Annotated in this window: 33 protein-coding genes; 10 read left to right on the top strand and 23 right to left on the bottom strand. The window is 53.4% G+C overall.

All coding sequences use genetic code 11. From position 1 onward, the window contains the following. Positions 1–19 precede the first annotated feature (19 nt). Entirely contained in the window at positions 20–718 is a 699-nt protein-coding gene (locus tag H650_RS04815) for a phosphohydrolase (protein ID WP_020454210.1), read from the top strand. Positions 719–730: 12 nt separating this feature from the next. Then, on the top strand, positions 731–1225 hold the full coding sequence (locus H650_RS04810) for a very short patch repair endonuclease (RefSeq protein ID WP_020454209.1): 495 nt from the start codon (positions 731–733) through the stop codon (positions 1223–1225). Here the strand turns inward: H650_RS04810 and yedA are convergent. Continuing rightward, positions 1200–2111, bottom strand: coding sequence for a drug/metabolite exporter YedA (gene yedA, locus H650_RS04805; RefSeq protein ID WP_020454208.1), 912 nt, complete (start codon positions 2109–2111; stop codon positions 1200–1202). The two genes, H650_RS04810 and yedA, sit on opposite strands and share 26 nt — an antisense overlap. A gap of 176 nt (positions 2112–2287) precedes the next feature. Between yedA and H650_RS04800 the strand changes: the two genes are divergently transcribed. From H650_RS04800 to dgcQ, 3 genes are all read left to right on the top strand, one after another. Beyond that, the gene (locus H650_RS04800) at positions 2288–3199 is read left to right on the top strand and encodes a DUF808 domain-containing protein (RefSeq protein WP_020454207.1); all 912 of its coding nucleotides are present in this window, start codon (positions 2288–2290) and stop codon (positions 3197–3199) included. Positions 3200–3278: 79 nt separating this feature from the next. After that, entirely contained in the window at positions 3279–3461 is a 183-nt protein-coding gene (locus tag H650_RS04795; protein WP_020454206.1) for a YodC family protein, read from the top strand. A 93-nt stretch (positions 3462–3554) separates the two neighbouring features. Next, entirely contained in the window at positions 3555–5252 is a 1698-nt protein-coding gene (gene dgcQ, locus H650_RS04790; RefSeq protein ID WP_020454205.1) for a cellulose biosynthesis regulator diguanylate cyclase DgcQ, read from the top strand. On the opposite strand, the gene H650_RS04785 is transcribed toward dgcQ, so the two are convergent. Next, the gene (locus H650_RS04785) at positions 5216–6046 is read right to left on the bottom strand and encodes a mannosyl-3-phosphoglycerate phosphatase-related protein (protein ID WP_020454204.1); all 831 of its coding nucleotides are present in this window, start codon (positions 6044–6046) and stop codon (positions 5216–5218) included. The genes dgcQ and H650_RS04785 overlap by 37 nt on opposite strands. A gap of 222 nt (positions 6047–6268) precedes the next feature. Then, entirely contained in the window at positions 6269–6499 is a 231-nt protein-coding gene (yodD, locus tag H650_RS04780) for a YodD family peroxide/acid resistance protein (protein ID WP_017458383.1), read from the bottom strand. 127 nt (positions 6500–6626) lie between these two features. On the opposite strand from yodD, the gene dsrB reads away from it, so the two are divergent. Continuing rightward, positions 6627–6815 carry a protein DsrB gene (gene dsrB / locus H650_RS04775; RefSeq protein ID WP_017458382.1) on the top strand — a complete coding sequence of 63 codons (189 nt, stop codon included), beginning with the start codon at positions 6627–6629 and terminating at the stop codon, positions 6813–6815. Between the two features lie 43 nt (positions 6816–6858). On the opposite strand, the gene rcsA is transcribed toward dsrB, so the two are convergent. The 14 genes from rcsA to fliF form a co-directional block, all read right to left on the bottom strand. Next, entirely contained in the window at positions 6859–7482 is a 624-nt protein-coding gene (gene rcsA / locus H650_RS04770; protein WP_020454203.1) for a transcriptional regulator RcsA, read from the bottom strand. Positions 7483–7758: 276 nt separating this feature from the next. Further along, on the bottom strand, positions 7759–8556 hold the full coding sequence (gene fliR / locus H650_RS04765; RefSeq protein WP_020454202.1) for a flagellar biosynthetic protein FliR: 798 nt from the start codon (positions 8554–8556) through the stop codon (positions 7759–7761). Between the two features lie 8 nt (positions 8557–8564). Continuing rightward, positions 8565–8834, bottom strand: a complete 270-nt coding sequence (gene fliQ, locus H650_RS04760; protein ID WP_017458379.1) for a flagellar biosynthesis protein FliQ — start codon at positions 8832–8834, stop codon at positions 8565–8567. 9 nt (positions 8835–8843) lie between these two features. Next, entirely contained in the window at positions 8844–9581 is a 738-nt protein-coding gene (gene fliP / locus H650_RS04755) for a flagellar type III secretion system pore protein FliP (RefSeq protein ID WP_017458378.1), read from the bottom strand. Then, positions 9581–9955 carry a flagellar biosynthetic protein FliO gene (gene fliO, locus H650_RS04750; protein ID WP_017458377.1) on the bottom strand — a complete coding sequence of 125 codons (375 nt, stop codon included), beginning with the start codon at positions 9953–9955 and terminating at the stop codon, positions 9581–9583. The genes fliP and fliO overlap by 1 nt, the downstream gene beginning before the upstream one ends. Before the next feature lie 7 nt (positions 9956–9962). Continuing rightward, on the bottom strand, positions 9963–10379 hold the full coding sequence (gene fliN / locus H650_RS04745) for a flagellar motor switch protein FliN (RefSeq protein ID WP_020454200.1): 417 nt from the start codon (positions 10377–10379) through the stop codon (positions 9963–9965). Beyond that, on the bottom strand, positions 10376–11380 hold the full coding sequence (gene fliM, locus H650_RS04740; protein WP_020454199.1) for a flagellar motor switch protein FliM: 1005 nt from the start codon (positions 11378–11380) through the stop codon (positions 10376–10378). The genes fliN and fliM overlap by 4 nt, the downstream gene beginning before the upstream one ends. Before the next feature lie 4 nt (positions 11381–11384). Then, positions 11385–11852 (bottom strand): flagellar basal body-associated protein FliL, encoded by a 468-nt coding sequence (fliL, locus tag H650_RS04735; RefSeq protein ID WP_020454198.1) that lies wholly within the window; start codon positions 11850–11852, stop codon positions 11385–11387. A 103-nt stretch (positions 11853–11955) separates the two neighbouring features. Next, on the bottom strand, positions 11956–13230 hold the full coding sequence (gene fliK, locus H650_RS04730; RefSeq protein WP_020454197.1) for a flagellar hook length control protein FliK: 1275 nt from the start codon (positions 13228–13230) through the stop codon (positions 11956–11958). Continuing rightward, on the bottom strand, positions 13227–13670 hold the full coding sequence (fliJ, locus tag H650_RS04725; RefSeq protein ID WP_017458372.1) for a flagellar export protein FliJ: 444 nt from the start codon (positions 13668–13670) through the stop codon (positions 13227–13229). Before fliJ ends, fliK begins: the two co-directional genes overlap by 4 nt. A 19-nt stretch (positions 13671–13689) precedes the next feature. Continuing rightward, positions 13690–15060, bottom strand: a complete 1371-nt coding sequence (gene fliI, locus H650_RS04720; protein ID WP_020454196.1) for a flagellar protein export ATPase FliI — start codon at positions 15058–15060, stop codon at positions 13690–13692. Continuing rightward, on the bottom strand, positions 15060–15776 hold the full coding sequence (gene fliH / locus H650_RS04715; RefSeq protein WP_020454195.1) for a flagellar assembly protein FliH: 717 nt from the start codon (positions 15774–15776) through the stop codon (positions 15060–15062). The genes fliI and fliH overlap by 1 nt, the downstream gene beginning before the upstream one ends. After that, positions 15769–16767 carry a flagellar motor switch protein FliG gene (fliG, locus tag H650_RS04710; protein WP_020454194.1) on the bottom strand — a complete coding sequence of 333 codons (999 nt, stop codon included), beginning with the start codon at positions 16765–16767 and terminating at the stop codon, positions 15769–15771. Before fliG ends, fliH begins: the two co-directional genes overlap by 8 nt. Beyond that, positions 16757–18457 (bottom strand): flagellar basal-body MS-ring/collar protein FliF, encoded by a 1701-nt coding sequence (gene fliF / locus H650_RS04705; RefSeq protein WP_020454193.1) that lies wholly within the window; start codon positions 18455–18457, stop codon positions 16757–16759. The genes fliG and fliF overlap by 11 nt, the downstream gene beginning before the upstream one ends. Before the next feature lie 225 nt (positions 18458–18682). Between fliF and fliE the strand changes: the two genes are divergently transcribed. The 3 genes from fliE to H650_RS04690 all read left to right on the top strand — a co-directional run bounded on the left by fliE (position 18683) and on the right by H650_RS04690 (position 20683). Next, positions 18683–18994: a flagellar hook-basal body complex protein FliE gene (gene fliE, locus H650_RS04700; RefSeq protein ID WP_017458367.1), complete on the top strand. Its 312-nt coding sequence runs from the start codon at positions 18683–18685 to the stop codon at positions 18992–18994. Positions 18995–19212: 218 nt separating this feature from the next. After that, complete coding sequence (locus H650_RS04695) at positions 19213–19605, top strand: VOC family protein (protein WP_020454192.1); 393 nt, start codon at positions 19213–19215, stop codon at positions 19603–19605. 181 nt (positions 19606–19786) lie between these two features. Beyond that, the gene (locus H650_RS04690; protein WP_044489681.1) at positions 19787–20683 is read left to right on the top strand and encodes a diguanylate cyclase; all 897 of its coding nucleotides are present in this window, start codon (positions 19787–19789) and stop codon (positions 20681–20683) included. 149 nt (positions 20684–20832) lie between these two features. On the opposite strand, the gene H650_RS04685 is transcribed toward H650_RS04690, so the two are convergent. The 3 genes from H650_RS04685 to yedE all read right to left on the bottom strand — a co-directional run bounded on the left by H650_RS04685 (position 20833) and on the right by yedE (position 23199). Beyond that, positions 20833–21675, bottom strand: a complete 843-nt coding sequence (locus H650_RS04685) for a WcbI family polysaccharide biosynthesis putative acetyltransferase (RefSeq protein WP_170956308.1) — start codon at positions 21673–21675, stop codon at positions 20833–20835. Between the two features lie 88 nt (positions 21676–21763). Beyond that, a complete protein-coding gene (yedF, locus tag H650_RS04680; RefSeq protein ID WP_020454189.1) occupies positions 21764–21994 on the bottom strand; it encodes a sulfurtransferase-like selenium metabolism protein YedF in 231 nt (76 codons plus the stop codon). Then, positions 21991–23199 (bottom strand): selenium metabolism membrane protein YedE/FdhT, encoded by a 1209-nt coding sequence (gene yedE, locus H650_RS04675; protein WP_020454188.1) that lies wholly within the window; start codon positions 23197–23199, stop codon positions 21991–21993. The genes yedF and yedE overlap by 4 nt, the downstream gene beginning before the upstream one ends. Positions 23200–23392: 193 nt before the next feature. Between yedE and yedD the strand changes: the two genes are divergently transcribed. Then, the gene (gene yedD / locus H650_RS04670; protein ID WP_020454187.1) at positions 23393–23803 is read left to right on the top strand and encodes a lipoprotein YedD; all 411 of its coding nucleotides are present in this window, start codon (positions 23393–23395) and stop codon (positions 23801–23803) included. Between the two features lie 36 nt (positions 23804–23839). Here the strand turns inward: yedD and amyA are convergent, their stop codons facing one another. From amyA to fliS, 3 genes are all read right to left on the bottom strand, one after another. After that, positions 23840–25327, bottom strand: a complete 1488-nt coding sequence (gene amyA / locus H650_RS04665) for an alpha-amylase (protein ID WP_020454186.1) — start codon at positions 25325–25327, stop codon at positions 23840–23842. Between the two features lie 174 nt (positions 25328–25501). Then, positions 25502–25861, bottom strand: coding sequence for a flagella biosynthesis regulatory protein FliT (fliT, locus tag H650_RS04660; protein WP_020454185.1), 360 nt, complete (start codon positions 25859–25861; stop codon positions 25502–25504). Beyond that, positions 25861–26271 (bottom strand): flagellar export chaperone FliS, encoded by a 411-nt coding sequence (gene fliS / locus H650_RS04655; RefSeq protein ID WP_017458358.1) that lies wholly within the window; start codon positions 26269–26271, stop codon positions 25861–25863. The genes fliT and fliS overlap by 1 nt, the downstream gene beginning before the upstream one ends. Between the last annotated feature and the right edge of the window lie 18 nt (positions 26272–26289).

The following is a 26289-nucleotide window of genomic DNA, read 5'->3' as shown; positions in this document are numbered from 1 at the left end:
TTCATTGACGGGAACAAGCATGAATGTAATCGACTGGCAGTACCGTTTTGACCAATGGATTTCTCAGCATTTCAACCACGGCGACGCCGCGCATGATGTCTCACACTTTCGTCGGGTCTGGAAAACAGCACAAACGCTCATGCAGGGCCAGCAGGTCGATGCGCTGGTGGTGCTGACCGCCTGTTATTTTCATGACATTGTGAGCTTTGCCAAAAATCACCCCCAGCGTCATCAGTCCTCAGTGATGGCCGCAGAAAAAACGGCGGCTATTCTTGCAAGCGAGTTTCCTGATTTCCCGCAACACGTCGTGGCTGGCGTGCGCCATGCCATTGAAGCGCACAGCTTCAGCGCCGGCATTGCCCCGCAAACGCTGGAAGCGAAAATTGTTCAGGATGCCGATCGGCTGGAATCGCTGGGGGCGATTGGCCTGGCACGCGTTTTTGCCGTTTCCGGCTCAATGGGAGCGGCCTTATTTGATGGCGAAGATCCGTTTGCCGCCGAACGTGAACTGGATGATAAAGCCTTCGCTCTCGATCATTTTCGTTGCAAGCTGCTGAAATTACCCGCCACCATGCAGACTGAACAAGGGCGTAAACTTGCCGAACACAACGCGGATTTTTTAGTGCACTTTATGGCGAAACTCAGCGCCGAACTGCAAGGCGATCACCAGCGCGTTGATGAAGAGGTGCTGCGCCGCTTTGGTTTTCATCTGGCCTGACGGAGACGCGTGATGGCGGATGTGCATGATAAAGCGACGCGCAGTAAAAATATGCGCGCCATCGGCACAAAGGATACGGCGATTGAAAAGCGGCTTGCCGCGTGTCTTGCTTCACTGGAACTCGATTTTCGTGTCCAGGACGCCGCCTTGCCGGGGCGGCCTGATTTTGTGCTCGACGATTATCGCTGCGTTATCTTTACCCACGGTTGCTTCTGGCATCACCACACCTGTTATCTGTTCAAAGTGCCTGCCACGCGCACGGATTTCTGGCTGGAAAAGATTGGTAAAAACGTTGAACGCGATGCACGCGACACGGCGTTATTGCTGGAGCAGGGCTGGCGAGTGCTGGTGGTCTGGGAGTGTGCGCTGCGGGGGCGGCTAAAACTTAGCGACGAGGCGCTAAGTGAACGGCTGGAGGAGTGGATCTGCGAAGGTCAACAGACCGCGCAGATCGACACTCAGGGGATCCATGCGACGACGGTTACTTCTCTGCCTCGCAAGGCGTAACGATCGGGCGCGCCGGAATGAGATATTTACCCAGCGTCACCAGTACCACCGCCATAATAATAATGCCCAACGCCAGCCATTCCACGGATGAGAGATGTTCCCCGCCAAAACTTGTGCCGAGCAGCACGGCGACAACCGGATTGACATACGCATAGCTGGTGGCAACGGCAGGCGAGACGTTGCGGATCAGATACATATAGGCGTTGATGGCGATAATGGAGCCAAAGAGCGCCAGATAACCGACGGCAAAGAAACCGGAAAGTGGCGGTACTGCGCTAAGGCGCTCGCCACTCAATGCCGAAGCCGCTAACAACACAATGCCTGCGGCCAGCATTTCGATTGCGCCCGCCATCATGCCGCCCGGCAGTTCAATGCGCGAACCGTATACCGAGCCAAATGCCCAGCTTAGCGAACCGACCAGAATCAACACGGCCCCCCACGGATTACCGCTTAAATTCCCGCCGCTATTAAGTAAAACAATGCCTGCCAGACCAATGGCTATGCCAAACCATTCAAGTTTTCGCGTCTTAATGCCGAAAAAGTGACTGAAACACAAGGTAAATAACGGAACGGTCGCCACAACAACAGCGGCAATTCCCGATGGCACATTTTGGTGTTCGGCGACGGTCACAAACCCGTTGCCCACCGCCAGCAGCAGCACGCCAATCAGTGCGGCATTAAGCATCGGGCGCAGCGGCGGCAATTTATGGCCGGTCAGTAATAAGACGCTGGTCAGAATGACGCCCGCAGATAAAAAGCGTGTACCGGCCAGCATAAACGGCGGCCAGCTTTCAACACCAATGCGAATAACAAAGTACGTGGAACCCCAAATAATATAGAGCGCGAAAAGCGCGCCAATAAGCGGTAAAACCTGCCTGAAACGCATAACCCACCACGGCAAAAGATAAGAGGCTTATAGTAAACGTTAAAACTATCGGCCTGGCGAGTGGTTAATTGCGAAAGAAGTGTTAAATTTTTGTTGACTCAAGGTGGTGATTTTCGTCCCGGACTTTTTCCATCATACTGAGAAGCGTGACATCATAAATTCAAAAGGAAGACATTTTGGCAGGAAGTAGTTTATTAACATTACTCGATGATATTGCGACGTTGCTGGATGATATTTCAGTGATGGGCAAACTGGCGGCGAAAAAGACCGCCGGTGTGCTGGGCGACGATCTTTCGCTTAACGCGCAGCAAGTCACCGGCGTGCGCGCCAATCGTGAATTGCCGGTGGTGTGGAGCGTCGCGCGTGGGTCATTGCTGAATAAGGTGATTCTCGTCCCGCTGGCGTTACTGATTAGCGCCTTCATCCCCTGGGCCATTACACCTTTGTTGATGCTTGGCGGCGCATTTTTATGCTTTGAAGGTGTGGAAAAAGTGCTGCACACGTTTGAGGCGCGTAAACATAAAGAGAGCCCGGAGGCGCGCCAGCAGCGTCTGGAGGCGCTGGCAGCGCAGGATCCGCAGCAGTTCGAGAAAGATAAAATCAAAGGCGCGGTGCGCACCGATTTTATTCTCTCTGCCGAGATTGTTGCCATCACGCTTGGCATCGTTGCCGACGCGCCTTTGCTGAATCAGGTGCTGATCCTGTCGGGTATCGCGGTGCTGGTTACCATTGGTGTTTACGGGCTGGTGGGTATCATCGTGAAGCTCGATGATATGGGCTACTGGCTGGTAGAGAAACCGGGCGTTCTGACGCAAGGGCTGGGGAAAGGGTTGTTATTCACCGCGCCCTGGCTTATGAAGATCCTGTCTGTCGTTGGTACGCTGGCAATGTTCCTGGTCGGTGGCGGGATTGTGGTACATGGTATTGCGCCGTTACATCACGCTATCGAACATTTTGCCGCGAGCCAGCCCGCACTGCTACAGGCGCTGACACCGATGGCGGCCAACCTGGTGCTGGGCTTTGTGATTGGTGCCGTGGTGGTCGCGGTTTTGAAAGGTGTGGAACGTTTACGTGGCGGTGAAAAATAAAATCTCGCGGCAGGGATTATGCAAATTTAAGTAACTTCGTCTAAGGTGAAAAAGTTTCGCCCTGATACCGGAGGCAAGAATGGTCTTTTTGGTCAGCGATGAAGTGCAGAGTAAAAAGGGTGGTCCGCTCATGATTGTTACCGGTTATGCCAGCGGTATGGTTGAGTGCCGCTGGTATGACGGCTACGGCGTCAAACGGGAAGCCTTTCGTGAAGATGAGCTGATGCCTGGCGACAGGCGGCGGATCCACGAAGAAGCATAACCACTAAAACGCCCGGCATTGCTGGGCGTTTTTATTGCCGGATAAAATACGAGCGGGGCGAAAGAGCACTCACAGAGATTTCAGGGAGCCCGTGTGCGGCAGAACCGTGTCGTAAAACAGCCCAGGTCGTTTAAACAACTGCAGCGCTATTTTGTTCCGGCTCAGGTGGTCAACCTTTGCTTTGTGATCGTGATGGTGTGCTCGACGATCCTGACGTGGCGTGAAGTCATTGTGCTGCAGGGGGCTTATGTCGCCAGCCAGCGTAGCGCGCTGGAAAACGTCAGTAATGCGCTGGATATGCAGTTTCAGGTCGGTGTGGACCGGTTGCTCTTTTTCCGAAATGGGATGCAGGCCGCCCTGCAAACGCCGTTGGGATTTGAAGCGTTAAATTCCGTGCAGGGCGAGTTTGATCGTAAACGTGCCTTACCGTACTGGCAGATTGGGCTGGATAACAGCCGGACGCTGCCCATTTACGGCGTTTCCGATGCTTTGGTTGAACAGAGCGAGCTGCTGCGTCGCGACGAGGAGCTGTTGCACAACGAACTCACGGCGGCAATGGAACTTGGCTACCTGTTTCGCCTCTCCTCTGAGGCCTCTATGTTGCCGCGTCAGGCTTATTATTTCTCACGTGCGGGCTTTTTCCTCTCTACGCGCGCGGTTGAGCATGAGCAGGACATTATTTCTACCTATTACCGCTTATTAACGCGCCCCTGGTTTAGCAGCCAACAGCTGCAGAAAAACCGCGCGCGTGGGGTTCGCTGGTTCACGTTTTTTACCAACTCAGAAAGCAACAGCTTTGTTGCCGCCAGTGTGCCGCTTGATTATGAATACTATTGGTACGGTGTACTGGTCATGAGTTTCCCGTTGAGTGCGATTAAGCCGTTACTGGTTGGCGTACAACTCCAGCAGGATGGCGGGGAGTATCAGCTTTACGATAACCATTTCCGGCTGCTGACCAGTACGCAACCGCAACAGAATGCCAGCGGTGAGTTTAATCAGGATGAGATCGCTAAGCTACAAGCAGACATGACACGCGATACCGTCGGTGGCCTGCATCTGGGCACCCGTTATGTGAGCTGGCAAAAACTTAAACATTTTGGCGGCGTGCTGGTGCGCATTCACTCTTTGCAGGAAGGCCTCTCCGGGGATTTCGGGCGTATCAGCATTGCGCTCTCGCTGTTGTGGGTGTTGTTTACCGGCATGTTGCTTTTTTCCTGGGTGGTCATCCGCAGAATGGTGACCAACTTGTATAGCATGCAACACACGCTGCAATGGCAGGCGTGGTTCGACCCGCTGACGCGCCTTTATAATCGGGGCTCGTTTTTTGAGCAGGCGAAAGTGTTATCTGAAGAAGCGCGGGTTCAGCGACGGCCTTTCTCAATCATTCAGCTTGATATTGACCATTTTAAGGGCGTCAATGACCAGTTCGGCCATCAGGCTGGTGATTTGGTACTATCCCACGCCGCCGGGCTTATCAGCAGTTCCCTCAGAGAGCAGGATGTTGCCGGGCGCGTCGGCGGCGAGGAGTTCTGTATTTTATTACCGGACAGCACACTTGAGCAGGCGGTACAGGTTGCCGAGCACATCCGTTCGCGCATTGAAAGTAAAGAGATCCTGATCCACAAGCGTACGACATTGCGCATCACGGTTTCCCTCGGCGTCTGCGATGCGCAGGAAAACGGCAATTACGATTTTGAATATCTGCAATCCGTCGCCGATAGCCGCTTATACCGGGCGAAAAACAGTGGTCGCAATCAGGTCTGTTCAGTGGATGTGATGCCAAAGAGGTGATCCAGACCTTCACGCCAGCCCGCAGCTCCCTCTTGTTGCGTGTGATAAACCCGTGGCGGGCTATCCTGACGCAGCGTTACTCCCTGACGATTAAGGCCTTTTACCACCACGGCGTAGTCAACGTTATCAAGTAGCGGCGCATCGTTTGGCCCGTCACCCAGCCCGACCGTGACAGCGCGTTTACCCCGGTAATGGCGATATTGCCGGGTCAGCCAGTTTACGGCCTGATCTTTTCCGCCGCGCTCATCCAGCACATGCCAGAAACGGGCTCCCTGAACAACACGTAAGCCCAGTTGCGCCAGCGCATCATCAAAGGCGGCCATGTGTTCATCGCTGTCGCGCCAGATCAGGGTTTCAGAGGCTTCCTGCAACTTAGCGAGAGTAGCCTGCGCAGGCGTAAGGCCTGTTAACTCTGCCAGCACATGTTCATCCAGCTCTGTAAAGGTTGTGAATTTCCAGCCATTGCTCAGGCGTAATTGAGTCAGCACACGGGCGATTTCCGCATGGGGGGAACCCGTAATAATCCTTGGGTAGTCGTCATGATCTTGCCAGTGTTCATCTAACTGAATCACCGCGCCGTTTTCGGCAATAAAAGGCAGACCTTGCAGTTGCAGCATGTTTTGCACAGCGATCATTTCTGCCGCGGTTTTGCTGCTACAGAGGATCACTGGTATCTGGCGCTGGCGCAGGCGCGCAAGCCACCCGGCAGCGGGTTGCCATTCACCGGTGTGGCTATCCAGCAGCGTTCCTTCTATGTCAGAAAAGATCAGTAACGGGTCGTCCAGGCTCGGCATAGTGAGCTCCTTTGGCAGTATGAGTCGGGAGACTTTTGTCGCGCATTGTATGCAGTAGAATACAGATGTATCTGCTAATTCATTGATTTATAGTTATTTCTTGTCATGTGGACGTTTTATCTATAAAGTTGTCCCCACATCAGATTCCCTGGTGTACGAATTTTAAGTGCTTCTTGCGAGAGCAAGTTTGTCCCGGCCGTTTCGGCGGCCGGGATGTTTTCTTCAGCGATTCGCCTCCGTAATACTGAAGTCATGCACGTCCAGTTCAAATGCTTCCGCCAGTTCCCGCCAGGTATGATATTCCCGACCATCCACGCTCACGCGCTGGCCATCTTCGTCGTCGACACGATGCACTTCGCTTTCGCTGATTTCGTTAATCGCAGCCAGCAGGGCATCAACATCGATATGCACGTCCCGCTTTGCGGTCTCGCTGTACTCTTTGACTGTTTTCACGCCGTCACCTCCTTCATAAATGCAGTGTTAAGTATAGTCGGTAGAAAAAATCGCCAGCTAAACGCAGGCACGCTGTCAGGGCTGCGGTTTTGTTCTACACTGGCGTAAATGCGAGAGGAGGGTACTTATGAAAGTTAACGATCGGGTTACGGTCAAAACGGACGGGGGTCCACGCCGTCCGGGGGTGGTATTGGCTGTCGAAGCGTTTAATGAAGGTACGATGTACCTGGTCTCATTGGAAGATTACCCGCTCGGGATTTGGTTCTTTAATGAAAAAGACCACCCGGACGGCGTATTTGTAGAACGTGCAGATTAATATTTCGCCCTCCGCCTGGAGGGTGAATAAATAAAAAATATCCTCAACGCATATTAACAAATATACCGGTGGTAACATTATCTGTTAGCCGCACTACATGATATATAACCTGCTTATTATGCGTTTTAATTTTTCTTTTAATATTACCCTTATGTGATGATACCGTTTTCGCTTTAATATTCATCTGATCGGAGATTTGAATCGTATCCTGCCCGGACATCCACATTCTCAACATGCTTGACTCGGTACGACTTAGTGAAAGTGTTGGTAAGTTAATGGTCCCAACGCTTTTTTTCTCTTTGTTGAGACAATCTCCCAGAATATTATCCAGCGACTCAGGCTTGATTGATTTAGAACTAATCAATAAGTTTTTGCGAACCAAAAGATATTCATCAAAGTGGATATTGGCGATAGCCATAAACACAATAAAAAGTGTACGGGGATGCTGATTAATGACTTGCTTAATGTGTTGACTGCTGCTTGGGTCATGAATAAAGCAGTCCTCATTAATAAACACCACGGTTGGCTGGAGTGTGGCGCAAGCTGATTCGAGTTCATCAACAGTCTGGATGTCGTTGATATCTCGCTTTTTAACCCCCCGGCTTGTCAGATACCCTGTTAATCCCAACCGGGTATAACTGCATAAATCCATAATAATCGTTGACATGGCATACCCTCACTCAATGCGTAACGATAATTCACCACCCGCCAGAAGCTTCAGAAGCCATACAGGAAAAACTTATATTACTGAAGTACGACGCGAAACTTCAGGCGAACCCACTATCCCGTAAAGTTAGGTATAATTTGCCAGGAATCATCTTAAAGTAAAGTAAATGTTGCGTTATGTGAGAAGGCTAAAAACAAATAAGCCGCGCCAGATATATGGTGGGGGATGTTTTTCAAATTTAACTTTAGGAATATCCTCAGAAAGGCATTACTAAAGTCAGGGATTACTATTCTGTGGAAGTTCGCTAACAATATCAGCTAACAGATTGAAAATCTCACTGAATAATCGCTCACAATAAGGGGCGATTAACGGCATCATTGCCGCCATCAGTAAAATCCCAACGCTTAACGTAACGGGAAAACCAATCACGAACACCGACAATTGCGGTGCCATGCGGTTCAGTAAACCAAGGGAAAGGTTAATGGTCAGCAGCAATGTGATAACCGGTAACGCCAGCATCAACCCATTGAGGAAGATCATGCCTGCCGCACGCGTCAGCGCCAGATACGCATTGCTGTTTACCGGGTTACCGCCAATCGGCAGGGTGTGGAAGGTATCAACCAGCATCGAGATTAACCACAAATGCCCGTTAAACGTGAGGAACAGCAGCAGCGCCAGCATATCGAGGATGCGCGCCAGCACCGGCATGTTTAAGTGGCTGGTGGGGTCGACAAAGGTGGCGAAAGAGAGGCCCATTTGCAGGCCAATCAGCTCACCGGCGGTACGAATGGTCGCAAAGGCGAACTGCATCGTAAAACCGAGCGCGACGCCAATCAGGATCTGCTGTAGCGCCAGCCAAAGCGCCGCCGGGGCGAATACCGGTACATCCGGCGTTGGCGGCAAGGTGGGGGCGATAACGATGGTAATCACCATCCCCAGCCCCACTTTTATCCGGCGCGGAATACGCGATTCACTGAGGATCGGCGCGGTCATAATTAACGCCATCACGCGCAGCAGTGGCCAGAAATACATACTGATCCAATGCAGCCACTGATCGCTGGTGACGTTCAACATAAGTCGGCTTACCCGATGATATAGGGAATGTTGTTGAACAGGGTGCGCATGTAATCAAGCAGTAAATTCAGCATCCACGGCCCGGCAACCACAATCGTGACAAACACGGCGATGATTTTCGGGATAAAGGAGAGCGTCATTTCGTTGATCTGTGTCGCCGCCTGCAAAATACTGATAACCAGGCCCGTGACCAGCGCAACCAGCAGCAGTGGGGCAGCGAGCGCGAGTGCGACTTTCATCGCCTCGGTGCCCATCATCATGACCGATTCTGGTGTCATGGCTTACTCCTAACTGTAAAAGCTCTGGGCGAGCGAGCTGACCAGTAACTGCCAGCCATCCACCAGCACAAACAACATCAGTTTGAACGGCAGGGCAATGGTTGCGGGCGGTACCATCATCATCCCGAGCGCCATCAGAACGCTGGCGATCACCAGATCGATAATCAGGAACGGAATAAAGATTGTAAAACCAATCTGGAATGCGGTTTTCAGCTCGCTGGTGACATAAGCGGGCAACAAAATGCGCATCGATACGGCTTCCGGCCCCTGAATCGGCGGGCTATTAGAGAGACGGGCAAACAGCGCCAAATCGGCTTCGCGCGTCTGGCGCAGCATAAATTCACGCAGCGGTTGTGCGCCGCGTTCCAGCGCCACATCGACAGAGATTTTATTCTCGCTAAACGGCTGATAGGCGTCGGTATAAATCTTGTCGATCACCGGCGACATAATAAAAAAGGTTAAAAACAGCGCCAGCCCAAGCAGCACCTGGTTCGGCGGCGCAGAGGGTGTTCCCAGCGCGTTTCGCAGCAGGCCGAACACAATGATGATGCGTGTAAAGCTGGTCATCATCAGCAAAATGGCGGGCAGGAAGGTGAGCGAGGTAATAAATACCAGCGTCTGCACAGGCAGCGACCAGCTCTGGCCGCCACCGGCTATCGGCTGGCTAATCAAACCCGGAAGTTGTGCAAATGCCGCAGGGGCAACCAGCCATAATCCGGCCAGCGCAAAAGAGAACAAACGGCGCATCAGGATCTCCCGGAACGCTTAAGCAAATTCTTCATCACGGTCTGGAAATCCACATTTTTCACGTTCACGTCTTCACTTTCTGCGGGTGCGGGAGGAAGTTTGTGCAACAGATTGATGTTGGTGGGCGTAACGCCCAGCACCAGGCGTGCATCCTCAACATCCACGATCACCACGCGTTCACGCGGGCCAACCGTGGTGCTGGCGGTCACTTTTAAACCCCGGCCGCTGGCGGTTTTGCCGCCGAGGCCAAGGCGTTTGGCGAGCCACGCGATAATCAGAATTAACGCGATCATGCCAAACAGCGCGCCACTGACCTGCAACAGTGGCGAACCGGAAAGGGCAGACGGTTGGGAAACCGTGGCCTGTGTTTTCATGCTCGACTCAGCGGCTCAAACGACGCATACGCTCGGAAGGGGTGATGATATCGGTGATACGTACGCCGTATTTATCCGCAACGACCACCACTTCACCCTGAGCAATCAGATAACCGTTGATCAGGATATCCAGCGGTTCGCCCGCCAGCCCGTCAAGTGCCACCACGGAACCCTGCGTCAAACGCAGCAGCTCTTTAATTGTCATACGCGTACGACCCAGTTCCACGGTCAGTTTGACCGGGATATCCATAATCAGGTCGATATCCTGGAGAGTGCCGCCAACATCACCACCGCCGAGCTGCTGAAACACGGCATCGGCCGCGCTTTTCGTCGCGGGAGTGGTTTTTTGTTCGTTCAACGCGTCAGCCCACAGATCGTCCAGTGCTCCGCTGTTCTCATCGGACGGATTGTTCATATCACTCATTTGGGCTGTTCCTCATTCAGCGAATTCAAAATCGGGTTTATCAAGTGCTCTACACGTAACGCATATTGTCCGTTGACCGTACCATACTGGCTCGTTAGCACCGGTACGCCGTCCACATGAGCGATAATGCGATCGGGTTTATCAATCGGCAGCACATCGCCGGGTTGGAGCTTAAGTATCTGCGACAGGCGCAGGGGAATATCCGCGAAATTGGCAATCAAATTCAGTTCAGAGTGCTGAACCTGACGCACCAGGTTGTCACGCCAGTTCTGGTCTTCACTGCGTGAGTTTTCCAGCGGCGGGTTGACCAGCATTTCGCGCAGCGGTTCTATCATGCTGAAAGGCAGACAGATATTGAACTCACCCGTCAGGTTGCCGATCTCAACATGGAACGGCGTATTGACGACGATATCGTTCGGCGATGTCGTAATATTGGTAAATTTGACCTGCATTTCCGAACGCACATACTCCACGTCCAGCGGGTTAATCGCCTTCCACGCATCGCTATAGGCTTCGAGCGCCAGCTTCAGCATGCGGTTAATGACGCGCTGTTCAGTGTGCGTAAATTCACGGCCTTCCACTTTCGTTGGAAAACGCCCGTCACCACCGAACAAGTTATCCACGGCGATAAACACCAGGCTTGGCGAGAAAACAAACAGGCCGGTGCCGCGCAGGGGTTTCAGGTGGATCAAGTTAAGGTTGGTCGGAACGGGTAAGTTACGCGCAAACTCGTGATAGGGCTGAATGCGGATCGCGCCAACGGTGATATCCGGGCTACGACGCAGCAAGTTAAACAACCCCATACGGAACTGACGCGCAAAACGCTCGTTGATGATCTCCAGCGCTTGCAGACGCTCACGCACCACGCGGCGCTGGGTATTGGGGTCATAGGGGCGAATATCGCTATCGCCACCCATACCCGGTTGCGGATCATCGCTCTTATCGCTGTCTCCGTTGAGCAGCGCATCGATTTCGGCCTGAGAAAGAATGCTATCGCCCATGTCTTTACCGCAAAATGAAAGCTGTATAAAGAACGTCAGTGACTTCCTGCTTCGGCTGTCCTGGCACTAACGGCGTTGCGATCGTCTCTTTAATCGCGGTAGCAAGGTTCTGCTTGCCTTCGTTGGTTGCAAGCTGTGCTGCGTCCTGACGTGAGAACAACATCAACAAGCGGCTGCGTACTTCCGGCAGATATTCGCTAAGTCTGGCGCGCGTAGCGTCATCTTTCAGACGCAGTGTGATACCGACATACAACACACGGTCAGCATCGCCCAGATTCACTGTAAAAGTGTCGAGAGCGAAGAAAACCGGCGCTGGCGGAGGAGGCGCTTCCACTTTTGCGCTAGCCGCAGGTTTCTGTTGCATACGCCAGTAACTATAGCCAGCGGTGGCGCAAGCTGCGAGTGTGATTAACACCAGCAGCGGGATCCAGATAGAGCGCTTACGTTTTTTGTTAATAGCGGAGTCAGTCATCTGTTACGGGCTTCCTGTTAGTACTGCTTATGAGCTGATTATCCCGTGTCCTGCTCCCGTCAAAGCGCGGAAAAGACGGGGATAATCATGCTACCTCTGGCGTTTAGGCAAAGATGTCGACTGCGCCGTTACCGCGAGCCGCAGATTGCAGGCTTGCCGGGGTGACTAACGCGTCGCCATCATCCGCGCCAAACAGATCGCCTGCGCCCGAACGTGAAGCCTGTTGCTGCTGTTGAGAGGCCTGCTGTTGCTGCTGCTGACCGGCAAAAGACTCGCTGCTGATATTGCTCTGACCCAGCTGAATGCCGTTTTCTGCAAGCGAGGTACGCAACATCGGCAGCGCCGCTTCCAGTGCCTGGCGAACATGACTGTGCGCTGAAACCATCTGCAACTGCGCCTGGTTATCTTCAAGCTTAATAGAAATCTGAACCTGACCCAGATCTTCCGGGTGCAGACGCAGCTCCGCGCTCTGCTGGCCCTGGCGGGTAAAGAGCGTGACATGCTGGCTGATATTCTGCTGCCACTCATGGCTGCCCAGCGGTGCGCTGATCACCGGTGCGGCGACAGGCGTGCTGGCCTGGGCGGCACTGGCGGTAGTCGTCACCGGTGCGATGCTGGCCGTGGTATTGGTGGTTTGTAGCGCGTTGTCATTATCTTTCTTCACCGCCGCAGAAGAAGAGGCGAGCACCGCCGTCTGCTGGGCATCATCCGCTACATGGAACGGCGCGGTGCTGGCAGGGCTGTCATTTTTCGCGCTGCCGCGCGGTAAATCAGTATCTGTCGTCAGTGAACTGGTATTCAGTGCGCGGTTTGCTGCTTTGGCCACATCAATACCGCTTGTCGCGGTAGCCGGTTGGGCGCTGGCGTTGTTTAACTGCGCAGCTTGTTGATGCGGCAGCATCGCCATCAGCGCGCTTAAACCTGCCAGCTCTTCATCATTTAAATCGGTTTTGTTTTCGCTGTCAGTGGCTTTAGCCGTTTTGCTTAACGCGGCCAGCACATCGGTTTTCGCCGCAGGTGTGAGGCCAGAAAACAGTTTTTGCACGTCAGCGTCGCTTGCCGCTGAGGCAATCACATCGCTTTTCGCGCTCTGGCGCGCCAGCAGTTCCGCCAGTTTTTGCGCCGGTGTTTGTGCCTGCGTCTCTTCGCCGGTAGCTGCGGTTGCCGCCAGGTTGCCTTTCGCCAGCTTGCCGCTCAGGGCGGCTGCCTGCAGATCGGCAAGCGTAATCGGCGCATCGCTCTCCTGTCCCTGGCCGCCGGTCATTGCACCCGTCAGCAGAGCGAGGAAATCTTGTGCAGAATCGCCGCCGCTTTTGCCGGCTTGTACACCGGTGGTGGCATCGGATTCTGTCATTAACAGTTTTGACAAGTTGATCATTCTATTTTCCTCAGGGACGCGCGCTGTGCAAATTCATCCATTTTTTTCTGATCGAGACGGTTTTCCGCCAGTAACGCCGCGGCGCTTTGTCGGTCCTGCAAGGTTTGCCAGGCTTGTAAACGTTGTTTCTTTTCACGCCAGCTACCCAGGGCACTATCGACTTTTTCATTCCACTGCGCTAACTGCTGACGGTGCTGCTCAATCGCTTTTTCCAGCGTCTGAATAAATTGCTGATAATTCTGCCAGCGTTGGTTATCAATCCCCTGGCTCATGTTGTTATTCAGACTGCTGCGATACTCATGCTGATATTCAATCAGCATTTTTAATTGCTCTTCCGCTTGCTGGCAGCCGCGACGCATCTCACCCAGTTTCAGTGCGGCGTCGTCAACTTCTTTCTCTGCCAAATCCTTTAGCGTCGTTAATGCGCTGTTTTGCGTCATAAGTCAGCTCTCCACTACCTTAGACTGTCGGGAAGATCAGCTCTAATGCCTGCATTGAATCTTCCCACCCGGCACGTTCAAAAATGCCCTGCTGCAGGAAGGCTTCCAGGTGTGGCCACAATGCGATGGCTTTATCCAGCATTGGGTCGCTACCGCGCGCATATGCGCCAACGCTAACCAGATCGCGGTTACGCTGGAAGCTCGACAGCAACTGCTTAAAGTTCCGGACTCTGGCGTAATGTTGTTCCGTAATTAACGCTGTCATCGCACGGCTGATAGAGGCTTCAATGTCAATGGCCGGGTAGTGACCGGCTTCCGCCAGGCGGCGGGACAAGACAATGTGCCCATCAAGAATGGCTCGTGCGGAGTCAGCGATCGGATCCTGCTGGTCATCCCCTTCGGTCAGAACGGTATAAAACGCGGTGATCGAACCGCCGCCGTGAATACCGTTCCCCGCGCGTTCCACCAGCGCCGGTAATTTGGCGAAGACAGAAGGGGGATAACCTTTCGTCGCTGGCGGTTCGCCAATTGCCAGCGCGATTTCACGCTGCGCCATGGCATAACGCGTCAGGGAGTCCATGATCAGAAGCACATGCTGACCGCGGTCGCGGAAATCTTCAGCAATGCGCGTCGCGTACGCAGCGCCCTGCATACGCAATAAAGGAGAAACGTCTGCCGGGGCGGCAATCACCACCGAACGTGCGCGGCCTTCTGCGCCAAGGATGTTCTCGATAAAATCTTTTACTTCGCGGCCACGTTCACCAATCAGCCCGACGACAATAACGTCGGCCTGGGTATAACGGGCCATCATGCCTAACAGCACGCTTTTACCGACGCCGGAACCGGCGAACAGACCCATACGCTGACCACGACCGACGGTCAGCAGGGCGTTAATGGCGCGTACGCCGGTATCCAGCACATGCTCAATCGGCGTACGTTGTAAGGGGTTAAACGGCTGCGTGACCAGTGCGCCGGTCTCACCGGTTTCCGGTGCAGGCAGACCGTCGAGCGGCTTGCCGCCGCCATCCAGCACGCGGCCAAGCAGGGCAGGGCCGAGCGGCAGCTGTTTACCGCTTTGCAAACCATCACCTAACACGCTGCGGGCATAAACGCGCGCGCCAGGCAAAATACCTTCAACTTCTTCCAGCGGCATTAAAAACAGGCGCTGGCCGTTGAAGCCAACCACTTCGCATTCGACTTCGCGCGTTTCGACACCGTCCTGACGCTCAATAATGCAGGTCGCGCCCAGCGGCAGCTGCAGGCCGGTGGCTTCCAGCACCAGCCCGGTCGCGCGGGTCAGCCGACCATAACGGCGCACAGCGGGCAGCTGCGCCATTTTGACTTCAAAGTTATCCAGCGTCGTTAGCCAGCGGGTCAAACGTGCGGTCATTAAACTACTCCCGGCGCCGCCAGACGGCACAGTTCCTGCCAGCGTGTTGCTACGCTGGCGTCGAGATCGCCTTCATCGGCGGACACTTTGCACCCGCCCGGATGCAGGGTCGGGTCGCCACGCAAACGCCAGCCGTGCAGGCTGAGGGTTGCGCCAAGCATCTCTTCCACGCGCTGCAAATCGTCCGGATGCACGCGCAATTGCGGTTTCCCGCTGAAAAGCGGCTCCTGCTGGATTAAATGCTGGATCTGCTTGATCAGCGCGCTGTTATCAACAACCGGCACCTGGCCTAACACCTGGCGCGCGGCTTCCAGCGCCATCTGCATCAGACGCGAGGCGATAACGCTGTCCAGCGCATCCAGCGTGTACTGGAATTCGCTGACCAGCTGCTGCATACGCGCATGGATTGGCGCCTGTTGCTGGCGCGCCTGGTTGAGACCATCTTCGCGCCCCTGCGCCAGACCTTCCTGGTAGCCGACGTCGTGACCCGCTTTGCGGCCTTCCGCCAGACCGGCGTTATACCCGGCGTCGTGCGCCTGCATCTGGATCTGCGCTAACTGCTGCTGCAGCTTTTGCTCTTCTGATATCTCATCTTCTTCGCCGTCCGCTTCAGCGGCTGACGACGACTCTTTCGTCAGCAGGGGAGCGAACTCGGCGGCCAGCGGGAGGGCCAGATCGTCCGGCTTCCAGACTTTCCACGGCAATTCATTAGACATAGGTATCCTCGCCGCTGCCAATTACCATCTCGCCGGTCTCCGCCAGACGGCGAACGATGAGCAGGATGGCTTTCTGTTCGTTTTCCACCTGAGACAGACGCACCGGCCCACGGTTGGCCAAGTCGTCGCGCAGAATATCTGCCGCACGTTGCGACATGTTGCGCAGGAACTTCTCGCGCAGCGGTTGCTCGGCACCTTTGAGGGCAACCAGCAGGGATTCGGAATCCACTTCCTGCAGCAGGCGCTGGATGCTGCGGTCGTCCACATCCACCAGGTTTTCGAACAGGAACATCTCGTCGATAATTTTCTGCGCCAGCTCGCCGTCGAACTCGCGAACGGCGGTAATAACGGCTTCTTCCTGCTGCGTTTTCATCAGGTTGATGATTTCCGCCGCGGTTCTCACGCCGCCCATTTTGCTGCGCTTGAGGTTCTGGCCGTCGAGCAGGTTGTTCAGCACTTCGGTCAGTTCCGCCAGTGCGGCAGGCTGTACGCCGCCGAAGGTGGCGATACGCAGCATCACATCGTGGCGCATACGCTCATCAAACAGCGCAAGGATATCCGCCGCCTGAGAACGTTTGAGGTGCACAAGGATAGTGGCGATGATCTGCGGGTGTTCGTCGCGGATAAGGTCGGCGGCGCTCTGCGGCTCCATAAAGTTGAGCGTTTCGATGCCGCTGGTGGTATCGCGCGTTTCGAGGATATCTTCCAGCAGGCTGGAGGCACGCTCTTCGCCGAGGGCTTTGACCAGCACCGAACGCAGGTAATCGTTGGCGTTGATGTTCAGCGCCGCGAATTGTTCCGCTTCGTTCTCGAACTCCTGCAATACGTCCATCAGCTGTTTGTTGGAGATCTGACGTACGCTGGCCATCGCGGTACTCAAGTGCTGGACTTCGCGGGCGGAGAGGTGTTTGAACACCTCAGCCGCGCGATCTTCGCCAATGGTCATCAGCAGGATGACGCTTTTGTCCGTTCCGGAAAGATTATTGCTCATGTTCGTTACTCATCCACTGGCGAATGACCAGCGCCACGACGCGCGGATCGTTATCTGACATTTCGCGAATACGCTGGCTCATCACCTCGGCGCTCAGGCGCTGGTTAGAGCGACGCTGCTGGTTCTGTTCGTCTTTGCTGAGGCGAACTTCCACCGATTCTTCGATTTCCGCTTTGGCTTGTTGCGCTTCCTGCAAGGCTTTCGCCTCTTCCTGGCGGCGTACCAGCTGCGGACGTACGGCTTTACGCCACAGCAGCCACGCCACGATGAGCACCAGCAACCAGCGACCTGCGGACATCAGCTGATCGATAAACGACTGCTGTTGCCAGAACGGGAGCTGACCACCAACATCATCCGTTGCGTTGAACGGCGAGTTGACGACGTTCAGGGTGTCACCGCGTTTCTCGGTGTAACCCATCGCTTCGCGAGTCAAATCTTCAATCTGTTTAATCTGGTCGGCTGTCAGCGCGGCGGTTTTGCCACCCGGCAGTGAACGATAGTTGACCACCACCGCAACAGAGAGGCGCTCGATATCGCCGACATTCATTTTGGTGTGGCGGATCGTACGGTCGACTTCGTAGTTATTGGTTTCGTTATGCGTGGTGTTACGCGGCCCGGTAGTGGTGGTGTTAGCCGTGCTCGTGCCTTGCTGGCCCTGCGCATTTTGATTCTGCTGACCGTTCTGCTGGTTAGCCGGTGTGGTAATCGGCGCGGTATTCGCCGGAGCAGGCTGGTTCGACAGCGCACCCGGAACGCCGCCAGGATACTGGCCGCCAATCTGCTCGCTGCTATTTACCTGACGTGAACGCAGCACAGCCTGTGACGGATCGCCGCCGTTTGGCGTGTATTGCTCTTCCGTCTGCTCTTTATTCGCAAAATCGAGTTTCGCCGTTACCTGCGCGTGAACGTTGCCGTTACCCACGATAGGGCCAAGGATCGCTTCGATACGGCGCTGGATACGGCCTTCAACGTCGGCGGTGTATTTCAGTTGTGCATCATTCAGGTCACGACCGGCAACGCCGGATTGGGTCAGCAGACGACCGCCCTGATCGACAACGGTCACGTTGCCCGGCGGTAAACCTGCCACCGCGCTGGAAACGAGGTGTACGACGGCGCTGATCTGGCCATCATCCAGCGCGCGTCCCGGTTGCAAGTTCACCGTCACGGATGCGGAAGGGGCTTTCTGCTCGCGCACGAACAGCGACGGTTTTGGCATCGCGAGGTGAACGCGGGCGCCTTTTACCGGACCGAGTGCTTCGATGGTGCGTGCCAGTTCGCCTTCCAGAGCACGCTGGTAGTTCACTTGTTCGCTGAACTGGCTGATACCAAATTTTTCCTGATCCAACAGTTCAAAACCGACAGCGCCGCCTTTCGGCAGACCCTGTTGAGCCAGTTTCAGGCGCAGCTCCTGGACTTTATCGGCGGGAACTTCAATAGCACCGCTACCGTCAGCAAAGCGGTAGGGGACGTTCATCTGCGTCAATTGGGTGACGATAGCGCCGCCGTCCTGATCGGACAGGTTGCTATAAAGCGTGCGGTAGTCCGGGCTTTTCGCCCACAGTACCATAGCAACAACAATGGCAACCGCTGCTGCAGCGGCCACCATAAGAGGAATTTTGGGGTTCGCGCGTAAGCGGTTAAGCCACTCAAGAGATTTATTCTGCGGTGCAGTTGTTGCAGTCGCACTCATTGCGCACCTCGTAACTCTGGGTGGATGTTGTTATTTGAGTTGAGAAACAAAACAGACTCCCGGGTCGGCAAACTCGACAAATGTCCATTAACTGGCAGTGTCATTATTTGATGAATCCGAATTTTCTATGCCTCAAATAACCTGGTTTTTTATCGCTATTTACCGCCATTATCCCATTGACAAGCTGTTAACCTTGTCAGGTATCAAACCATCCGGGGATTTACCATGGCTATACAGGGCATTGAAAGCGTCGTCAGTCAGCTGCAGGCAACTGCCGGGATTGCGCGTAATCAGAGCGTGGAAAGTGAACCGTCTATCAGCTTCGCCGGGCAACTGCATGCTGCGCTGGATCGCATTAGCGACACGCAAAACGCAGCGCGTACCCAGGCGGAAAAATTTACACTCGGTGAGCCGGGCGTAGCGCTGAACGACGTGATGACCGATTTGCAGAAATCATCGATTTCGTTGCAGATGGGCATTCAGGTACGTAACAAACTGGTTTCTGCATATCAGGACATCATGAACATGCAGGTGTAGTGATTCTGACTCACGCATAACCACGAATAATGGGAAGATAACCACCTCGCTGGCGGTTATCTTCCCTTGTTTTGTGTTTCGCGCGCTTTCCCTCCTAATCCTTTTTGCACCCTCCCTGCCACTTTACGTGGGCACAGACGATCACATCGACCATAGCCGTTGCGGGTACAGTCATGCTTACCGTTTTCCACTGACGATGCCCGAAGGAGAGATGACGAATGTTTGCTCATATGAGAATCGCCCGGCCCGTAACCGACCTTGAACTGAGCTGCCGCATGTATTGCGAGGCGCTGGAACTGCGCAAAATTGCGGATTTCACCGATCATGAGGGCTTCAGTGGCGTGATGGTAGGGCACCGCTCTGCGCCCTGGCACATCGAATTCACACGTTGTCATCACCATCCGGTTAAACCTGCTGCGACGGCAGAGGATTTACTGGTGCTTTATTACCCGGACGCTGATGAATGGGCTGCGCGCTGTGAAGCCATGCGCAAAGCCGGGTTTACAGAGGTCGTTTCGTTTAACCCTTACTGGGATATTTCAGGCAAGAGCTGGCAGGACCATGACGGCTACCGCGTGGTGTTGCAAAACAGGGCGTGGGTATCTGTCTGAGTTACGCTGGTTCCACGCAGGTGCTTTGCCATTACCATGAATTAATGGGTTTTATTTCCTTTTTTGCAAATATTTCTTGCGCTGAAATATCTGATTCTTTAGCTGATTTTATTATATTTACATAAAAATACCTTTTGTTTTTTTACACTGTAGTGCTTATTACACCGCGGTGAGGGATATGATGTACAGGAATACGCAACAGATTGATAATATCCTTATTGATCTTAATAAAGCAGTTGATGCGCATTATGATTGGTTAATCAATATGTTCGCCTGCGTGGTCAATAATAATATTGATCAGTCGGAAAGCATTAACGCACACTCGCACCACCTGTGCCATTTCGGTCGCTGGCTGGATGGACACCAACCCACGAATCAGGAGGAATCCAGCTGCCTGCAGGCAATTGATGCGACACACACTAAAATGCATAACTGCGGCCGTGAATTGATGTGTGTGATTAGGGATAAAAAAACAAATACTGATAAATTTTCAGAGTTTAAGCATCGTCTTGCGTTATTTTCCGCAGCGGTGACCGCCTATAAAACGTATTTATTAAAGCTGCGCGGTGGCGTTGATATATTAACCGGGCTGCCAGGTCGCAGGATGCTGGATGAAAGGTTTGAACAGCAACTGAAAGAAGTATCAGACCGGAAGATGTATATGTTGCTGCTTGATATCGATCGTTTTAAAGATGTGAATGACACCTACGGGCATCTGGTCGGTGATGGCGTTTTACGCGAACTGGCGCAGCAACTGCGCGATCGGATCCGTGGGGGCGACACTGCCTACCGCTACGGCGGTGAGGAGTTCATTATTATTCTGTATGCGCCTTCGGACAGAGAGGCGTGTATGGCCGCGATGCGCCTGCGTGAGTCGGTTGCAGCGTCAGCCATTCACTACGACGATAAAGCGCTTAACATTACGGTGACCATCGGTGTGACTCAGGCATGGGATGGAGAGTCTATTGGCATCGTCGTGAAAAGAGCCGATGCGGCGATGTATCGGGGAAAACAGACCGGGCGCAATCGCTGTATGTTTATGGATGAAGGCGGTGAGATTCACCTTATTACCCATTAATATTCCATTATCCCTGGTGCGATTTGTTTTATATCGTGTTCAATACTATCAGCAAGGGGGCTGTTATTAACGGCGGTTGACTCTATTTTCAACCATACTAAAAAAGCCCTGCAAAGGGCTTTTTTGGGAGCAGGAAAACACCCGGCGAATTACAGGTTCTGGTAGCAGTCTTCCAGACCGGTATAGTAAGAGGAGTTAACCAGCGCTTGTTTAAGCGCACGCCGATTCTGGCTGTCAAAAAAGGCATAATTAATTTTACCGGCCAGCGCCAGACCCGTCGGGCGCATCATATGATACGTGTTATCACCTGAGCCAATTTTTGGCGCAACATAATTTTTAAGCAGATCATTGCCCTGCAGATCGAAACTCTCGTTAATGCCAAGTGATTTATGATAAATCACTTGTAATAACAAACTCAGATTATAGTTATCCGGGTGGCTTACCGTTGAGTAGCAATCCGGATTAGCGGAAAGGGTGCGGAAATACTCTTCTGAATAATCGAAATAAAGCTTGCCTTGTTGAAATAGTGTGCGGTATTTCAACGCATCTTCTTTAAGCATATTGGTTTGTTTTTCACTGGAAAAACTCACGGAATGGTACGCTTCCACCACGTTTTGAATACTCACATTGGTGAGATAAAGATGCAGCATGCGGTAATCGACGTAGACCATAAAATCAGGGATTTTATCTGTATAGTACCCGAGCTGCGGCGTTGAAACGCGGGATTCCATGGTCGGTAGCATGGTGATATCGAAGAATTGGCTTAAGGCTGCTGTTGAAAACGGTCCCCATTTTTCTGCATGATGCTGCATAAAAATGAAATCACACTGTTCTAATTCGTGATAGAAGTTAATGAAGTCATTATTTTCGTTAAGTTTATAAATAGGCATATTGAAAATGCCGTCAAACTTCCCTTCATGCAGCCCGCTGACGTTCATTATCAAATTTCCCAGAACTTCAAGTTGGCAATTACCAATTAATGCTAATTTCATTTTATAAACGCCCCCAGGCTAATGCATTCCGTTGTAATTACAGCGGCTAATTTTATCGTTAGCCTGGGGGCGGAGTACAGGTAAAACCTTATTTTTGTATCAAATACCGGATCGTCGGCCCATCTTGCTGAATATCCAGCACGGTATAGCCATGATTACGCGCATCAAGCGGAATATTATTAATGGATTGCGGGCAGTCGCTTATCACTTCTAGGATCTCGCCTTTTTTTAACTGCGGCATCGCTTCAAGCGTCGCAACAGCCGGGTAAGGGCAGGGCTCGCCGCTCATATCAAGACGGTAATCGGGCACGATGTTCATGCAGTCTCCTTAACGGTAGCCACCGTGTTAGCGCGGCGGAAGAAGCGTTTTTCCCAGCCGACGACAAACAAGAAGGCGGCGAGCAACAAAAGATAAGTGACCAGCAGGCCACCCAGCGGACCGAAGGTTTTCAACAGGTTGATTTTGTCCCAGCTGGTGGCCAGCGCAGGGGATAAATCATCCCAGTAATAGGCGAGGATCGTTGAGCCAAGCACGTTACCCAGCCCAACCCACCAGTAGTGTACCTGGCCTTCCACCGCGCGGTACATCCAGCCGGTTTCACAGCCGCCTGCCAGTACAATACCAAAGCCGAACAGCAAGCCGCCGATCACCGCATTCGGACCCGCCCACATAATTTTGGCTTCCATGCCCAGCTGGACATAGCTAAAGATGCCGATAGCGCTGGCCGCCATCCCGAAAATAATCGCTTTCGCCATCATCGTGCGCCCGGTGATCCACATATCGCGGAAGGCTGAGGTAAAACAGATTTGCGCACGTTCGATAAGCAGACCAAAACCCACACCAAACAGCATTGCCAGGCCTAATTTGGGCTGGTTCATTGCCGTCAGCAGCGCCCAACCCACCATGCCGGCGAACACCAGCATGCCGATACGAAAACGACGTTTTGCCTGAGCGGGTTTTTGCGTCAGCGGTGAGGCGGCTGAGACTTTTTGCATTTTAACCGGGATGCGAAACAGCGGCAGCAACGTGAAGCGTGCGCCAAACCATGAGCCAATGGCGGTGGCGACGGCAAAAAACCACGCGTGTAACGAGAACTGCGGAATACCGGTAAAGAAGGCGGCGAGGTTACAGCCCATCGCCAGACGTGCGCCGAAACCGGCAATCATCCCGCCGATAATGGCCTGCATGATGCGGATACGGCTGTGCGGCAAACGCAGCTTGACGTTGTTCGCCCACAGCGCGGCGGCGAAACAGCCGCCGAACATGCCGATGATCATCATGCCATCAATACGGGTGAGCGGCGTGCCGTCAAGGTGGATCAATTTGAAGTAGCCCCACTCTTCGGTATGTACACCTGCCAGTTGCAATAACTGACCGCCCCAGCGGGTAAACTCGCCGGTAACCGCCCAGAACGTGCCGGTGATACCAAAATAGTAAGTGGAGAGGATGCCCGCAGCGATAACTGCCGGGACGGGAGACCAGAACTTAATCAGAAAGCGGTCTTTGAACTGTTGCCATGACATAGAAATGAGCCTCTGAACTCAGAAGGAACGGGTAATGCAAAAGAACCCCGGATAATACACGGGCGGGATGACAAGCTAACGTAAAAAAGGCGAAAAACCTGGTACAGATCAAACTTGCAGGCGGTGGGGGAAAGGGTGGCGATGATAATGCTTTAATGCCACAATATTTTTTTCTTCGCGAGCAGGATAAATAATGAAAAAGCGAGTGATTATTGGCGCGGCGATGCTGCTGAGCGGCTGCGTTCAGGTGGATAATTACGATGCGGTGGTGAAACAGCCCGCACCGGCAGGGCTGGCGGGTTACTGGCAATCTTCCGGGCCGCAAAGCAGCCTGGTGAGCCCGGAAGCCATCGCCAGCCTTATCGTGACAAAAGAGGGTGATACACTCGATTGCCGCCAGTGGCAGCGCGTGATTGCCGTTCCGGGCAAGCTGATGCGTCATGGCGACAAGCTGTATAACGTGACGCAAAAACGCGACATTTACCGCCTTGAGCGCGAAGGTAATACGCTGGAGTTTGATGGTCTGACATTGCAACGCGTCGATAAACCCACGGTTGAATGCCAGGACGCTTTAACAAAATCCGGGCTGAACATTACGCACTAAATGGCACGCCGGGCCTGCATATTGCCCGGCGCATTTTTATAGCGCATCCTCAATGACCCACACGCTGACGCTACCCCCATGGCAGGTGAATGTTCCTTCACCATGTTCATCGGTGGTGATCGTCTCCTCGCGGTTACCAAGAAAATCCCGCCACACTTTACTGGCGTAGTTCTCCCCCAGCATCAGCTGCTTTTCTCCCTCGTCGCCATTGGACATCACCACCACGCAACCCGGCTCACATTCGGTGCCGCTGCGGCTAAAGGCGATGCAGTTAGGATGATCAAACCACAGGGTTTGCACGCCGTGGGCGAAACGCTGGCGGGCGAGAATTAACCGTTCGAGATTTTCAATGACTGGCATATCGACGTGGTAGGTTTCGCCATCGCCGCCGGTATCGTCGTAGCTTGCGCCAAACAGATCCGGGTAAAAGACTGACGGCACGCCATTTTCACGCAGCAGGATCAGCGCATAGGCCAGCGGTTTAAACCAGGCTTCGACCGGCGCTTCCAGGGCTTGCAGGGGTTGCGTGTCGTGGTTGGCAACCAGCGTTACGGCGTGAAACGGATCGGCTTCCACCAGGGTTCCGTCGAAGATCTGGCGCATATCGTAATTGCGCCCCTGTTGCGAGGCTTCGTGAAATTTCATATGCAGCGGCGCGTCAAAGAGCATCGTTTTGCCCTCAACCTGGCCGATATACTGCTGCAGCTTTTCCACTTCATGGGACCAGTATTCCGCGACGATAAACAGCGGCCCGGGCGCGACTTCCTGCACATGCTCGATCCACTCTTTATAGAACCAGGCCGGAATGTGTTTCACCGCGTCCAGACGAAAACCGTCGCAGTGAGTCTGTTCCATTACCCAACGCGCCCAGTATTTGATCTCTTCCGTCACCGCATGGTTACGAAAATCGATATTGGCGCCCATCAGGTAGTCGAAGTTGCCCAGCTCGTCGTCGACCTGGTCGTTCCAGCCGTCGCCGGTATAGTCGTTAACGATTTTAAATACGCCGTATTCGTCCGGATTTTCAATATGATCGACGCCGCTAAAGCATTTGTAATCCCAGATAAATCGCGAATATTTCCCGGCTCGGGCAGGGAAGGTGAAGCGCGTCCAGGCTTCACATGCAACAACCTCGTCGTCAATTTGCGTGCGATCCTGTTGATTGACCCGGTTCACGCGTACCGCTTCTTTTTCATCGGCGCCCATTTTGTGATTGACCACCACATCCAGCAGCACGGCGATACCGTTCGCCTGCAGCGCGTCAATGGCGGCGAGCAGTTGCGCTTTATCCCCGTATTTGGTGGCGACGTTACCTTTCTGATCAAACTCACCGAGATCGAATAAATCGTAGCTGTCATAACCCACCGACTGGTCGCCTGCGGCACCTTTGTACGCCGGTGGAAGCCAGACCATATTGATCCCCATGTCGCTCAGCGCACCTGCGCGCGCGCGAAGTTCCGGCCAGAGTGCGCCGCCATCAGGGGAGTACCAGTGAAACGTTTGCAACAGGGTGGGGTTTTTCATCTTCCATGCTCCAGAATGAGACGCTGGAAGTATGGCTGAGATTTCAGAAACGACGAACCGCTACGCACATAGTGGCGTGGGAATTTGTATTGCGAGATAAGAACGGGAAGAGGGGGGAAGGCGAAAACCGTAGCGGGTGATGGACTGTTCCTGTATCACCCGCCGGGCATGAGATTAGATCTCGTTGGGGAATAAAATGTTTCCAGAGAGACGTCCATATGTCGAATGTAGGTTATGTTGTCGGGATGTCTGTCCAACCAATGTCCGCAGCTCGTCCATTCGCTGGCTTAACAGTTCTTTGAGTGAAACTTCATTTTCCAGAATTTGCTGTAGCAACGGGCGAATTTGCGCCTGCATTTGAGGCGCGACTTCACTCATATCCTGGAACTGTGTCAGTTTCTCCACAGCGGTAATGTATTTCAACTCGTGCTCAATGAGTTCGTCCCAACGCCCTTCCTTCGCGAGGTTAAGCATGGTGCGGCTGGTGACCAACAGCTGCTGATAGTGGTGGAGCAACCCGAAATTTGCTTCCATTAGTAAGTGTCCCGCGCGTTTTGATTATTGGGGCCAATCTCTTTCCAGGCATCAGCAATGTTGTTGAGCAACGTTGAAACTTCATCAATGGCGGAGAGGTCATTGTGGAGATTAGCCTGTAAAAGACGTCGTGTCATATAGTCATAAAGACTGTCCAGGTTTGCGGCGATCTCGCCACCGACTTCGTGGTCGAGACCGGCACGCAAACCGTTGGTAATGATATTAATAGCCTTTGAAAGCGCCTGTCCTTTACCGGGAATATCTCCCTGCTCAATCAGGATCGCAGCCCTTTTCATGGCGCTTAACGCGCCATCAAAAAGCAGTACCACAAGTTGATGCGGGCTGGCGCTCAGGACGGCGCTTTCCACGCCGACCTGAGCATAAGCCTGAGTTCCCGATTTCGTATACATTTCAAACCTCAACGAATA

The sequence above is a fragment of the Enterobacter sp. R4-368 genome (assembly GCF_000410515.1).
In the GTDB taxonomy this organism is placed as follows: Bacteria; Pseudomonadota; Gammaproteobacteria; order Enterobacterales; family Enterobacteriaceae; genus Kosakonia.
Note: the sequence above shows the minus strand (reverse complement) of the source record. Positions and strands in the feature narration are given on the sequence as shown.

Bases quoted from the DNA above. Each gene is read 5' to 3' on its own strand.
- H650_RS04815 (WP_020454210.1), top strand. From the start codon at position 20: ATGAATGTAATCGACTGGCAGTACCGTTTTGACCAATGGATTTCTCAG.
- H650_RS04810 (WP_020454209.1), top strand. From the start codon at position 731: ATGGCGGATGTGCATGATAAAGCGACGCGCAGTAAAAATATGCGCGCC.
- yedA (WP_020454208.1), bottom strand. From the start codon at position 2,111: ATGCGTTTCAGGCAGGTTTTACCGCTTATTGGCGCGCTTTTCGCGCTC.
- H650_RS04795 (WP_020454206.1), top strand. From the start codon at position 3,279: ATGGTCTTTTTGGTCAGCGATGAAGTGCAGAGTAAAAAGGGTGGTCCG.
- H650_RS04785 (WP_020454204.1), bottom strand. From the start codon at position 6,046: ATGCCGAGCCTGGACGACCCGTTACTGATCTTTTCTGACATAGAAGGA.
- dsrB (WP_017458382.1), top strand. From the start codon at position 6,627: ATGAAAGTTAACGATCGGGTTACGGTCAAAACGGACGGGGGTCCACGC.
- rcsA (WP_020454203.1), bottom strand. From the start codon at position 7,482: ATGTCAACGATTATTATGGATTTATGCAGTTATACCCGGTTGGGATTA.
- fliR (WP_020454202.1), bottom strand. From the start codon at position 8,556: ATGTTGAACGTCACCAGCGATCAGTGGCTGCATTGGATCAGTATGTAT.
- fliQ (WP_017458379.1), bottom strand. From the start codon at position 8,834: ATGACACCAGAATCGGTCATGATGATGGGCACCGAGGCGATGAAAGTC.
- fliP (WP_017458378.1), bottom strand. From the start codon at position 9,581: ATGCGCCGTTTGTTCTCTTTTGCGCTGGCCGGATTATGGCTGGTTGCC.
- fliO (WP_017458377.1), bottom strand. From the start codon at position 9,955: ATGAAAACACAGGCCACGGTTTCCCAACCGTCTGCCCTTTCCGGTTCG.
- fliN (WP_020454200.1), bottom strand. From the start codon at position 10,379: ATGAGTGATATGAACAATCCGTCCGATGAGAACAGCGGAGCACTGGAC.
- fliM (WP_020454199.1), bottom strand. From the start codon at position 11,380: ATGGGCGATAGCATTCTTTCTCAGGCCGAAATCGATGCGCTGCTCAAC.
- fliL (WP_020454198.1), bottom strand. From the start codon at position 11,852: ATGACTGACTCCGCTATTAACAAAAAACGTAAGCGCTCTATCTGGATC.
- fliK (WP_020454197.1), bottom strand. From the start codon at position 13,230: ATGATCAACTTGTCAAAACTGTTAATGACAGAATCCGATGCCACCACC.
- fliJ (WP_017458372.1), bottom strand. From the start codon at position 13,670: ATGACGCAAAACAGCGCATTAACGACGCTAAAGGATTTGGCAGAGAAA.
- fliI (WP_020454196.1), bottom strand. From the start codon at position 15,060: ATGACCGCACGTTTGACCCGCTGGCTAACGACGCTGGATAACTTTGAA.
- fliH (WP_020454195.1), bottom strand. From the start codon at position 15,776: ATGTCTAATGAATTGCCGTGGAAAGTCTGGAAGCCGGACGATCTGGCC.
- fliG (WP_020454194.1), bottom strand. From the start codon at position 16,767: ATGAGCAATAATCTTTCCGGAACGGACAAAAGCGTCATCCTGCTGATG.
- fliF (WP_020454193.1), bottom strand. From the start codon at position 18,457: ATGAGTGCGACTGCAACAACTGCACCGCAGAATAAATCTCTTGAGTGG.
- fliE (WP_017458367.1), top strand. From the start codon at position 18,683: ATGGCTATACAGGGCATTGAAAGCGTCGTCAGTCAGCTGCAGGCAACT.
- H650_RS04695 (WP_020454192.1), top strand. From the start codon at position 19,213: ATGTTTGCTCATATGAGAATCGCCCGGCCCGTAACCGACCTTGAACTG.
- H650_RS04690 (WP_044489681.1), top strand. From the start codon at position 19,787: ATGTACAGGAATACGCAACAGATTGATAATATCCTTATTGATCTTAAT.
- H650_RS04685 (WP_170956308.1), bottom strand. From the start codon at position 21,675: ATGAAATTAGCATTAATTGGTAATTGCCAACTTGAAGTTCTGGGAAAT.
- yedF (WP_020454189.1), bottom strand. From the start codon at position 21,994: ATGAACATCGTGCCCGATTACCGTCTTGATATGAGCGGCGAGCCCTGC.
- yedE (WP_020454188.1), bottom strand. From the start codon at position 23,199: ATGTCATGGCAACAGTTCAAAGACCGCTTTCTGATTAAGTTCTGGTCT.
- yedD (WP_020454187.1), top strand. From the start codon at position 23,393: ATGAAAAAGCGAGTGATTATTGGCGCGGCGATGCTGCTGAGCGGCTGC.
- amyA (WP_020454186.1), bottom strand. From the start codon at position 25,327: ATGAAAAACCCCACCCTGTTGCAAACGTTTCACTGGTACTCCCCTGAT.
- fliT (WP_020454185.1), bottom strand. From the start codon at position 25,861: ATGGAAGCAAATTTCGGGTTGCTCCACCACTATCAGCAGCTGTTGGTC.
- fliS (WP_017458358.1), bottom strand. From the start codon at position 26,271: ATGTATACGAAATCGGGAACTCAGGCTTATGCTCAGGTCGGCGTGGAA.